This window comes from Paenibacillus sp. FSL H7-0918 (genome assembly GCF_038007025.1).
In the GTDB taxonomy this organism is placed as follows: Bacteria; Bacillota; Bacilli; order Paenibacillales; family Paenibacillaceae; genus Paenibacillus_AQ; species Paenibacillus_AQ odorifer.
In genome coordinates this window covers 16,013-25,089 of record NZ_JBBOWJ010000001.1, presented here as the reverse complement: position 1 = coordinate 25,089, position 9,077 = coordinate 16,013, and the positions used below count along the sequence as shown (strand labels likewise).

The window sequence follows — 9,077 nt, the reverse complement described above, 5'->3', positions numbered from 1 at the left end:
GAATTATGTGTTATAAACCTAATCTTAACTTCCGAACTACTTGTTTATTTTAAAAGATTACGTTAAGCGTAATTTGTACTAATTTACTAATTGCATATTGAAGACACATTTAGTTATAATGCAAACATACGTTCTTTTTTTGGAGATATAACATGCATATGCAGATTGGTCAAACCATTGAAATTGTTTACTTAGATAAAGTCGGCAAGATTACTCAGCGTAAAATTGATATTAAAGGCATAAAGGACGGGAAGATTCGCGCAACATGCTTAAATACAGGAGCGCCAAGAGTATTTCTAGCGGAAAGTATATTAGCTTGGCAGGCAAGTGATAAAGGAGCAATTGCATGAAGCCATTAACGGATAAAGAAAAAGAAATACTCAGATCATTAATTAAGATGATCGAAATCAATCACTATCCACCAACGTTACGTGAACTCGCTAAGGAGGTAGGATTGTCATCTACAGCGGTAATACATGCGCACATGGAACGCCTAGAGATTAAGGGGTACATACAGAGAGGTAAGAACATGCCACGAGCGTTGAGAGTTATTAAGGGAGTCGACGATGACAATGAAACCACAACAGCGTAAGAAACTTGAAGGTAATGGACTTTGGGAGGGAAGTCGGATGATTATGCCTGAGCATAAAATCAGGATTCTGGACGATGCGTTGAATGAGGAGACCCGTAAAAAGCCCGATTTAGATCCTCAGGCGATGGTTGAGATTTCTCAGGTGTTAGCTCAATCATTAGAAGATTGTAGCCCGATCACGTTAACGGTGTTTAAAGAGTATGAGGATATGCAGATACATGGAATAGTTATGAGAGTAGATCAGCAGCTTAATCAGATAAAGTTTCGTCAAGGTGATGATTGGGATTGGATTAATTTAGAGGATGTTGTCAGCGCAAATATATAGTGAAACCCCAAATGAATTATAACAAAGCCCTACTAACCTATATATGGTCGGTAGGGCTTTGTTTATTTTAAATTATCTATCGCGTATTGCGCTTCTTCCGCAGTGAATTGCGCACCATAGTCTGAAATCAATTGATCATAAATGGCGGAATCTGACATATCCAACGTTTCTGCGTATGATTGTGCAGATTTCAATGCATTTTCTTTCCAGTCAACTACAATGTTGTCGATGGCATATTGAGCGGCTTCTGGAGGAAAATTTGCTCCATATTCAGAAGTCAACTGATCGTAAATGCCTGCCTTTGACATATTCAAAGTTTCTGCATATGATCCTGCTTTTTTTAATGCCGCTTTATATTCTCTAGGGACACTTTCCTCTTTTGCCTTGGCTTCAGCCTCAGCTTTAGCTGCTGCTTCTTCCTTAGCCTTTTTCTCGGCATCTGCTTTTTCAGCAGCTTCTTTAACTTTTTTATCTTCTTCGGTTGGTGTCGCAGCTGGTTTTTCTGTTTCTTTGGTGATAACAGTTTCGGCTTGGACGGTAGGTTCAGGGTCTGCAAGAGTAGTAGGTTCTTTATCTCCACCCAAGCTTCCTATCCATCCAATTACAAGGATCAGTACTAACCAAAACCACCATTTCTTATAAATCGGCTTCTTCATGATGTTCCCCCTAATTTTGATAATAAATGACAAAAACAGTTTACCAGATAAAGGGATGGTAATCTATGTAATTTACAAAGATCAATATATGTGAAGAAGAACTTTGCGAAGCCAGTTGGGTTCCCGCGACCATCCTGCGCCGTAGCGCAAAATGGTTTCGACCGATGCCCATCCGGTCATCATCAGGCGGTGTATTAGGTAGTCCTGCGAATCATCCTATATCCTATATTATAGGAATATGTGCAAGGAGGTATCTAATTAAATGCGTTGCTTTTCGATTCCAAGACTTCGTTTCAATCCCTCTTGCAATACTTGGCTAAAGTTCAGATGCTGTTTTTCAGCCTCATCGTTTAACCACTTCGGCACCGTCAGTGTTTTTTTTACAGCTTTAGCTTCCATTGCATCCCTAACAATTGGCATATAGACCTGAACTTCACAGGCGGCCTCTGTCGGATCTGCTTGCTTCAAGATATCACCGAGTACAGATGGTGAAGGAATAGGGTCATTGTCTTGCTCCATCACATACATAAACCCCTCAAGAGCTTCACGTGCTGCGGCGTGTGCTTCTTCAGCTGTATCACTGGAAGTCAGACATCCGGGCAGATCGGGAAAACGAACAGAGATTCCTTCGTCTGCTGTGTCTAGCAGCGCCCAGTAGCGATAAACATCTTTCTTACTCATTTATATTAACCTCCTTGGGGGAGAGGGGCTTGCGCCCCTACAACCCTGCTGATTTTAGGATACTCTTTTGTGTTTTGGGAGGAAAGCTTGCTCTAGGATGTGGTACTGTTATTTTCCCCGGCTTGCTTGGATGTTTGAAGTAATGGTGGCTGCCATGTACTCCTACTATGTACCATCCATCTACTTCGAGAATTTTAATGATTTCCCTTGAACTATATGACTTCATCTCAACCCTCCTTATACTTATATTATATACGTATTTATAATACGTGTCAACGTATAAAAAACACGTACTATTTAGTGAGGGAGCAAAAAGCCCATGACTTAGAGCGTTTGTTTTTTACCGTTTACAGAATGTTCCATAACTATTATATTCAGATTATACAAATGAATAATCTGCATTAGGGAAGGTTGGGAATACAGAGATGCTGGGGTATATAACTGGAGATAATATTAAATGGTTATTAGGAGTTATTATACCAATGACCGTAACAGTAACTGGTTGGATTTATGTATATAAATTGGGTCAGAAAAATGTAATTAGAGATAAGCGAATCACTACATATATTAGTGCCTTCAATTTCATAAAGGATCCACTTTATAATGCTATTAGAAAAAATTCTGATTTTTGTACGTATCTTGATATTACGAGGAGACATCTAGAAAGCTTACAAGTGGAATCAATATTATACCAAGCTGATATGAACTATTTACTAAGATCATATAAGGAGAGAGAGTTTGAAAACCTTAAAAACATTGCGAGTAGTTCGTACTTAGAGTTTTCTTATGCATGGGAACAATATGAAATTGTATTTATTCCACTTGTAAAACAAAGATATGCTCTACAGGAAGAATTTAAAGAAATGATCATGATTATTAATAATTGCTATATGGGATACAATGCATTCCATTATTCCCTAAATGAAGGGATAGAATTTAAAGAGGAACAGCGGGCGGGACTTGTTAATTCTATTGCAATTACACATGATCGACTTCTAGATTTTTTTGCATGTTTAATGGACGTAAATACTAATGTCCAAAATTTTGTCTTTAAAGATTTATTCCATAGAAATATAGAGGAAAGAAAAGTATTAGACGAAAAATATCTAACGATAAATAAATTGATGGAGAAACATAAGGTGGATAATTTTTAGATGCTTTTTTTGTAGGAGTGATCGTTTGAGTGCTAAATATAAGGTTATTACCAGCGATGCAGACTTACTTGCTGCAGCATTGGCGCAAGTGAGGGTTTATGTTGTGCAAGTTGGCGAGGACGCCCCTGATAGCATCATAGATTACGGAGGAGTAATACAAAAGTATACGCCTGATTTTGTTAAGATTGCTGATACATACTATACTCGGACAGCGCATGAATTTAGGACACATATTTCTATGTCCAAGTAACAAAACAAGCTCACTAACCTTAACGGTCGGTGGGCTTGTTTTTGCATAGAATTTATGTAGTTAGGTAATCATAACAAAAAAAAGGGAGTTGAAAAATATGAGTGATATAGGATTTAGTTTACCTCAAGTAAAACCGCAGGTTGTTAATGGCAGGCACCCTAGGTCTCCAATACCTGATTGTAAGTACATAAATGTATTTTTATTAGCTTCCCATCCTGACCCCAAACCATTTCCTGATCCGAGCAATTTACCAGAGGAAATAAAAAAAAGAGTTATAGATCATTTAAATGCATTTGAATCGTTATTCGCTTCACAATGTGGAAAGAGGCTTAAACTCAGAATGGTTTGGAGTAGCTGGAATATGGTAGGGACATCCAGTACGAAATTTTTGAAAGCGGAGGAAATTCCATTAGACTTAACTAAGGCCAAAACAATTTTGGATGAGAGGAATAAAGAAAAGGCTTATTTTCCTGAAACAGATATTTTGGTTTGGTATCTTAGAGGTGATTACATTTCATTAAATGAAGATTCGAATAGTAAACGAATAGGAAAATCTTTTGTAGATAATGGAGAAAATCCATGTGCACTGGTTCTAATTACAGAAAAAGCAGGTCCGTATACTTTGGCTCATGAAGTTGGTCATATTCTAAGTAATTTTAGTGATCCAGATCCAGCTCCAAATGATAAGGGGCACAACAAGAATCCAGATAACTTAATGTATTTTCAGGAAGGAGGTACTAATATAACAGCAGATCAATGTGCGATCTTTTTTAAGCATAAGTTCATAAAATAGATGAAAAGTAAGAAGGTCCGCGATCCAATAAGAGGTGCGGTTTTTTTTATTTGGTACTATATAAAATGAACTGCACCCCAAAATGTTATTAGTTCATAGACTACTTGAGCTTTGTGATCACCCTATGTTTAATAATAATTTAAAAGGTAAGTCTAATAGAATAAGGAAATAGTCACTATGAATCTCTACAATGTTTGCATGTTTATTATAATTATTAAAATAACTCATCTGGACGAATAAAAGAACATCCCGCCATTATTAGAAGGAATGTTCTTTTATTATTACAATTAAAAATTAATAACAACTTTTTTAAGTTTCCCGATTATACGAATATTAGAACCTGAATCGCCACAAATAATAGGTGGATAGTCTGGGTTAGCCGATTGCAACACAAGTGTATTTCCTTGTCTATACACTTTCTTTAATACTGCTTCGTCATCAATAAGGACGGCTGCTATTTCTCCATCTTCAACTTCCTCTTGTTTTCTGATTAATAGTAGATCACCTTCAAAAATTCGGGCTCCGTTCATGCTGTTTCCCCGAGCTCTTAAGTAAAAGTATTCACCACCGTTGATCCAAGAACGAGGTGTTGTTTCATATCCCTCTATGGATTCATACGCTAAAACTCCATTTCCGCAAGAGATTTTACCTACAATTGGCAAATTTATGTTTTCTGGTTCAGTTTGTTCTTCCCCCATATATGTATAGGCGCCCTCTGTCAGTTGATTAACAGTTACATCAAGAGCTAGCGCTAAAGCTTTAAGGCGGTCCATATCAAATTTATGTTCACCGTGCTCATAGCGTTGGACAGTCTTTTTGGTAATCCCAACTTTTTCAGCTAATATCTGAAGGCTGTAATTTCTAATGTCTCGGTATTTTTTGATGTTTTTACCAACTACGATATAAAAATTTTTTTTATCTTCTACACCAGTCATTTGAAAATCTCCTTCATCTATTGTTTGATTTTTAGTATAACCTTTAAAAGACACTTTATACAAGTAAAATATATTTATGTGTCTTTTAGGGGTTGACGATGTCTAAAACAGGTGCTAATCTAGGGGTGTCTTCAGAAGACACGATGTACTGAAATAGGAGGTGAACGAATGCTTAAGATCAGCGTTAAGGCAGCAAGGGTGAACTCAGGAATTCAAGCTAAAGAAGCTGCGAAAGAGTTAGGTCTATCGATAACCACATATTCGAGAAAAGAAAATGGTCATGTGCGATTCTATGTTGATGAGGTTTTTAAATTGAGTCAACTCTTTCAGATTCCAATCGAAAATTTTTATGAGGCGGGGTGTCTCCAGGAGACACGATATAATGCTGGCATCCCGCTAGAAAATCAAAAAAACACCCAATAATTCGTAGTAACATCGTACAGCACACAGTACACACAATATATGTTCATACGATTTAGTAAGAAAGGATGACGAACACATGATTACGCCAATACACAAAATCAACATTGGTAGTCGCATTCGGGAGGATATGGGAGACATAGCGGGGCTGGCAGAGAGTATTCGAGCTCGCGGTTTATTGCATCCCATAGTTATTGATGAGTCAGGCAACCTGATTGCTGGACATCGCCGCTTGGAAGCTCACAAGTTGCTGGGTCGGGAGGAAGTTGAGACCAAGACAATATCTGATCTTACTGACAAAGAAAAGCGGTTGATTGAGTTGGAGGAGAACACGAAGCGCAAGGCACTAACGGAGTTCGAGGCTTCGAAAAATCTCGTTGAACTCGCGGATGCCGCAAAGGAAGTCTTAAAAGACGACTTTTCATTGCTCAGTAATGAAAAGTCGATGGGCAGACCACAAAAGCCGGATTCTGAGGAAAAGGTTGCTGAACTTATAGGCGTACCACAGCCTACACTCAGTCAAGCAAGAAGCCATGTTGCAGCTGTCGAACAATTCCCGGCACTTGAATCTCTAGGAAAAAAGGAAGCCATTAAAACCGCTAAAAACCCAGACAAGGTAGAGCTTTACCAGAAGGCAGTGAATGAGTTTCCAATCCTTGGGGAGGCAAAGCTTCCAGCAGATGTGGTTATTCAAGGAGCTGAGAAGTTACGGAGCGCACCGCCTGAAGTCGCTCAGAAAACGCTGGAGAACATCGCTGCTGAAGAGAAACGTTCGGCACTCCACCAGCAACTGATTGATGAGCAGTACAAACAAAAACGGGTTGTGGACAACATCATTGATGCCGCTGGAAGAATGTCGGGTGCAGTAACGGAGGAGCGTTGGCTATCGTGGATAGAGTTACAAACTGACCGAATCGTTATTGATGTTTCGGCAAGTCAAGTTCAGCGCGGTATTGAAGAACTTCAGCGGCTTCATTCCAAAATGAAAGATGCACTGAAGGGTCCTCGAAAGGTGGTGAAAGGTCGTGGCTAAGTACAGATTGGTTCGGGAGGATCGGACGGATTTCGTTTTGGGGCATCTTCACAAAAAAATAACTCTTGCTGATGCGGTAGCCTTTCTGAAAGAACGGATTGTACTGGATGAAAAGAAGGCAATTGATGATGCCTGGAACGATAAGGGACGTCAATTACTTCGCAGTTTTAAGGACAGTGAAGGTGTCCGGCGGCTAGCTGCTTATAACGATTCACCCGAGGGTGAACAGCGCCGGATGGTTTATCAGATGATTGATATCTGTAACGATGTCGAAGTTCTCGAGAAACAAATACGTAACATGTCCAAGAATCGGGACGGATCGGATAAGTTGATTAAAAAGGCAGCGGATCGTATTGAAAAAATTGTGAATCAATCAGACGAAGCTTTGACCTTTGATTTCGAAGAACTGGAGGAGGGGCATCCCAATGAGCGCAACCGCAATACCTGAACGACAACTGACGGCGGACGAATTGATTCAAAACAACATGGGACTGGTTGGATCAATCGCTCATAAAATCAACAAGACAACAGGTGTGGAGTATCTGGAACTCTTTCAGGAAGGATCTATTGGTCTTATCAAGGCAGCTCGTTCCTTCGACGAAACCAAAGGATATAAATTTGCAACTTACGCCAGCCATTGCATCACCAATGAAATGTTGGGTTATCTTCGTAAAACTCGGCGCATTAGTAGTCGGTATCTGAGCTTGGATGCAATCCCTGACTGGTGGAATTTGGTTGGTCACTGGGAACCTGATACATCTTATCTGGAGATCGATTCAGTAGTTTTGGAGCAAATGCCAGCCAAACAAAGACAATTGGTATCACTTCTGTTTAGAGGTTTTTCACAGCGGGAAGCTGTTGAAGAGATGGGGTACACTCCCTCATATATTTCACGGATACTGTCTAAAGCTCGTGCCTATTACGAGAACAACTCAAAGTTGAATTTAATCTGAGTACGAATGGAGGTCCTGCAAATGGCAGTATTCATCCATCCTACACATCGCGCTTTAGCTCGCATTACTTACATGAATAGCAACATTAAAGGCGAGCTTATCATCGGAGAAGCAGAACTAGCACTGATTATGCCCTTACTCATGGATAACTTGAACATCGTCCAGCAAGTGGACGGCATTAAAGAAGCGACATTAGCGGCGCATTGTACAGGAAACATGGATCTGGCGCAGCACTTCACTGATAAATTGATTGAATGGGAGGCACAACTGAAATGAGCGCATCAACTGATTTATCAAATGTTTTACAGGATTGCAAACGACGGGGATGAACTAGAGAGCAAATGCAGGGTTTTATCGACAGAGCACGGAGATATTGGTCTGGGAATGCAGGAATGTTAGTGGCGGTTGAGTCATTGCAATTAGAACTGGGGGGAATGGCATGAATGAGAAAAAAGACGCTCTCAGATTTCACCGCCAAGAAATGGCTTACTGGCTAAGTGTTCAGAAAGACGCTCAATGGCGAGGCGATGCTGAAACTGAACAGTTTGCTATCAAGGAACGCCGCAAACATCGTGATGCTGTACTAACTTTATGGGCAACGCCTGTGGAACAACTGGCGGTGTGCGTATGACAGTAATCATTTGCAGCACAGTCAGATGTCCTTATCCCAATTGCGGTCATACAGGTGATGTAATCACAGTAAATCATTGTCGCACGGCTCATAACATGGAGCGCAAAGAGTTGTTTGGGAAATACGGCAAGCCGCAAAGTATCGGATACGATCCTCAAGCAGCCAATAAGAATCTAGAGGGACATGTGCCAGTTCAGAAGGTGAATATAGGTTACCCTAGTGATTCTACAATTGCGAAAGACAGGAGATCAAGTAGACGTAAAGGGAGGTGAACAAGGTTAATCGGCAGGTCTAAAAAACGGCGAAATCTCCAAGGCCTATTATTTTTTTGCCAAAAATGGGGTTTTGAGCCCAAAAACAGGAGAAAGCGGGGCAAAACGATGGACAGAAAAACACTGGAGTACATGACCGATCGCACTAAGAAAGCCACTGTAATTGTCAACAAGATCGATGAATTAAGCAAGCAAGCTGAGCGACTGATTAATGCCGAAGAGATCAAATTCTCGTGGAGAGATAACGGAGTGACCTTGGATTCTGTGGGGTACAGTGGTCGCCGTGCATCAGCCAGAGTGGTTGCGAATATCAAAACATTCGCGGTCGAAGCAATCAACGAAGAAATCCAGCAGCTTGAGGAAGAACTGGCTGCCCTATAAG

The 9,077-nt window shown here is 40.2% G+C and carries 18 protein-coding genes; 14 read left to right on the top strand and 4 right to left on the bottom strand.

Going from position 1 to position 9,077, the window contains the following annotated elements:
- Positions 1-152 precede the first annotated feature (152 nt).
- Genes MHI15_RS00215 through MHI15_RS00205 form a run of 3 tightly spaced genes read left to right on the top strand, consistent with a single transcriptional unit; the run spans position 153 to position 917 of the window.
- The gene (locus MHI15_RS00215) at positions 153-350 is read left to right on the top strand and encodes a hypothetical protein (RefSeq protein ID WP_341163970.1); all 198 of its coding nucleotides are present in this window, start codon (positions 153-155) and stop codon (positions 348-350) included.
- Complete coding sequence (locus MHI15_RS00210; RefSeq protein WP_341163969.1) at positions 347-592, top strand: LexA family protein; 246 nt, start codon at positions 347-349, stop codon at positions 590-592. Before MHI15_RS00215 ends, MHI15_RS00210 begins: the two co-directional genes overlap by 4 nt.
- Complete coding sequence (locus MHI15_RS00205; RefSeq protein ID WP_341163968.1) at positions 573-917, top strand: YolD-like family protein; 345 nt, start codon at positions 573-575, stop codon at positions 915-917. Before MHI15_RS00210 ends, MHI15_RS00205 begins: the two co-directional genes overlap by 20 nt.
- 62 nt (positions 918-979) lie before the next feature.
- On the opposite strand, the gene MHI15_RS00200 is transcribed toward MHI15_RS00205, so the two are convergent.
- From MHI15_RS00200 to MHI15_RS00190, 3 genes are all read right to left on the bottom strand, one after another.
- Positions 980-1,573, bottom strand: coding sequence for an Ltp family lipoprotein (locus tag MHI15_RS00200; protein WP_341163967.1), 594 nt, complete (start codon positions 1,571-1,573; stop codon positions 980-982).
- 258 nt (positions 1,574-1,831) lie between these two features.
- Positions 1,832-2,254 (bottom strand): type II toxin-antitoxin system HicB family antitoxin, encoded by a 423-nt coding sequence (locus MHI15_RS00195; protein ID WP_341163966.1) that lies wholly within the window; start codon positions 2,252-2,254, stop codon positions 1,832-1,834.
- 37 nt (positions 2,255-2,291) lie between these two features.
- A complete protein-coding gene (locus tag MHI15_RS00190; protein ID WP_341163965.1) occupies positions 2,292-2,480 on the bottom strand; it encodes a type II toxin-antitoxin system HicA family toxin in 189 nt (62 codons plus the stop codon).
- A 256-nt stretch (positions 2,481-2,736) separates the two neighbouring features.
- Here MHI15_RS00190 and MHI15_RS00185 point away from each other — a divergent pair, with 256 nt between their 5' ends.
- From MHI15_RS00185 to MHI15_RS00175, 3 genes are all read left to right on the top strand, one after another.
- A complete protein-coding gene (locus MHI15_RS00185; RefSeq protein WP_341163964.1) occupies positions 2,737-3,408 on the top strand; it encodes a hypothetical protein in 672 nt (223 codons plus the stop codon).
- 25 nt (positions 3,409-3,433) lie between these two features.
- Positions 3,434-3,658 (top strand): hypothetical protein, encoded by a 225-nt coding sequence (locus MHI15_RS00180; protein ID WP_341163963.1) that lies wholly within the window; start codon positions 3,434-3,436, stop codon positions 3,656-3,658.
- 97 nt (positions 3,659-3,755) lie between these two features.
- Complete coding sequence (locus MHI15_RS00175) at positions 3,756-4,451, top strand: hypothetical protein (protein WP_341163962.1); 696 nt, start codon at positions 3,756-3,758, stop codon at positions 4,449-4,451.
- A 287-nt stretch (positions 4,452-4,738) separates the two neighbouring features.
- Here the strand turns inward: MHI15_RS00175 and MHI15_RS00170 are convergent, their stop codons facing one another.
- On the bottom strand, positions 4,739-5,386 hold the full coding sequence (locus tag MHI15_RS00170; RefSeq protein ID WP_341163961.1) for a LexA family protein: 648 nt from the start codon (positions 5,384-5,386) through the stop codon (positions 4,739-4,741).
- 168 nt (positions 5,387-5,554) lie between these two features.
- Here MHI15_RS00170 and MHI15_RS00165 point away from each other — a divergent pair, with 168 nt between their 5' ends.
- The 8 genes from MHI15_RS00165 (at position 5,555) to MHI15_RS00130 (ending at position 9,076) form a co-directional block, all read left to right on the top strand.
- On the top strand, positions 5,555-5,809 hold the full coding sequence (locus MHI15_RS00165) for a helix-turn-helix transcriptional regulator (protein WP_341163960.1): 255 nt from the start codon (positions 5,555-5,557) through the stop codon (positions 5,807-5,809).
- 76 nt (positions 5,810-5,885) lie between these two features.
- Complete coding sequence (locus MHI15_RS00160) at positions 5,886-6,839, top strand: ParB N-terminal domain-containing protein (RefSeq protein ID WP_341163959.1); 954 nt, start codon at positions 5,886-5,888, stop codon at positions 6,837-6,839.
- On the top strand, positions 6,832-7,287 hold the full coding sequence (locus MHI15_RS00155) for a hypothetical protein (RefSeq protein WP_341163958.1): 456 nt from the start codon (positions 6,832-6,834) through the stop codon (positions 7,285-7,287). Before MHI15_RS00160 ends, MHI15_RS00155 begins: the two co-directional genes overlap by 8 nt.
- A complete protein-coding gene (locus tag MHI15_RS00150) occupies positions 7,265-7,792 on the top strand; it encodes a sigma-70 family RNA polymerase sigma factor (protein ID WP_341163957.1) in 528 nt (175 codons plus the stop codon). The genes MHI15_RS00155 and MHI15_RS00150 overlap by 23 nt, the downstream gene beginning before the upstream one ends.
- Before the next feature lie 21 nt (positions 7,793-7,813).
- Entirely contained in the window at positions 7,814-8,068 is a 255-nt protein-coding gene (locus tag MHI15_RS00145; RefSeq protein WP_036687892.1) for a DUF7667 family protein, read from the top strand.
- 163 nt (positions 8,069-8,231) lie between these two features.
- On the top strand, positions 8,232-8,423 hold the full coding sequence (locus MHI15_RS00140; protein WP_076275493.1) for a hypothetical protein: 192 nt from the start codon (positions 8,232-8,234) through the stop codon (positions 8,421-8,423).
- Positions 8,420-8,695: a hypothetical protein gene (locus tag MHI15_RS00135; RefSeq protein ID WP_341163956.1), complete on the top strand. Its 276-nt coding sequence runs from the start codon at positions 8,420-8,422 to the stop codon at positions 8,693-8,695. The genes MHI15_RS00140 and MHI15_RS00135 overlap by 4 nt, the downstream gene beginning before the upstream one ends.
- 108 nt (positions 8,696-8,803) lie before the next feature.
- Positions 8,804-9,076 (top strand): hypothetical protein, encoded by a 273-nt coding sequence (locus MHI15_RS00130; protein ID WP_076218644.1) that lies wholly within the window; start codon positions 8,804-8,806, stop codon positions 9,074-9,076.
- The last annotated feature ends 1 nt before the right edge of the window (position 9,077 follow it).

What these genes read in the sequence shown, in the direction of transcription:
- MHI15_RS00215 (WP_341163970.1), top strand. Translation starts at nt 153, where the DNA reads ATGCATATGCAGATTGGTCAAACCATTGAAATTGTTTACTTAGATAAA.
- MHI15_RS00210 (WP_341163969.1), top strand. Translation starts at nt 347, where the DNA reads ATGAAGCCATTAACGGATAAAGAAAAAGAAATACTCAGATCATTAATT.
- MHI15_RS00205 (WP_341163968.1), top strand. Translation starts at nt 573, where the DNA reads ATGAAACCACAACAGCGTAAGAAACTTGAAGGTAATGGACTTTGGGAG.
- MHI15_RS00200 (WP_341163967.1), bottom strand. Translation starts at nt 1,573, where the DNA reads ATGAAGAAGCCGATTTATAAGAAATGGTGGTTTTGGTTAGTACTGATC.
- MHI15_RS00195 (WP_341163966.1), bottom strand. Translation starts at nt 2,254, where the DNA reads ATGAGTAAGAAAGATGTTTATCGCTACTGGGCGCTGCTAGACACAGCA.
- MHI15_RS00190 (WP_341163965.1), bottom strand. Translation starts at nt 2,480, where the DNA reads ATGAAGTCATATAGTTCAAGGGAAATCATTAAAATTCTCGAAGTAGAT.
- MHI15_RS00185 (WP_341163964.1), top strand. Translation starts at nt 2,737, where the DNA reads ATGACCGTAACAGTAACTGGTTGGATTTATGTATATAAATTGGGTCAG.
- MHI15_RS00175 (WP_341163962.1), top strand. Translation starts at nt 3,756, where the DNA reads ATGAGTGATATAGGATTTAGTTTACCTCAAGTAAAACCGCAGGTTGTT.
- MHI15_RS00170 (WP_341163961.1), bottom strand. Translation starts at nt 5,386, where the DNA reads ATGACTGGTGTAGAAGATAAAAAAAATTTTTATATCGTAGTTGGTAAA.
- MHI15_RS00165 (WP_341163960.1), top strand. Translation starts at nt 5,555, where the DNA reads ATGCTTAAGATCAGCGTTAAGGCAGCAAGGGTGAACTCAGGAATTCAA.
- MHI15_RS00160 (WP_341163959.1), top strand. Translation starts at nt 5,886, where the DNA reads ATGATTACGCCAATACACAAAATCAACATTGGTAGTCGCATTCGGGAG.
- MHI15_RS00150 (WP_341163957.1), top strand. Translation starts at nt 7,265, where the DNA reads ATGAGCGCAACCGCAATACCTGAACGACAACTGACGGCGGACGAATTG.
- MHI15_RS00145 (WP_036687892.1), top strand. Translation starts at nt 7,814, where the DNA reads ATGGCAGTATTCATCCATCCTACACATCGCGCTTTAGCTCGCATTACT.
- MHI15_RS00140 (WP_076275493.1), top strand. Translation starts at nt 8,232, where the DNA reads ATGAATGAGAAAAAAGACGCTCTCAGATTTCACCGCCAAGAAATGGCT.
- MHI15_RS00135 (WP_341163956.1), top strand. Translation starts at nt 8,420, where the DNA reads ATGACAGTAATCATTTGCAGCACAGTCAGATGTCCTTATCCCAATTGC.
- MHI15_RS00130 (WP_076218644.1), top strand. Translation starts at nt 8,804, where the DNA reads ATGGACAGAAAAACACTGGAGTACATGACCGATCGCACTAAGAAAGCC.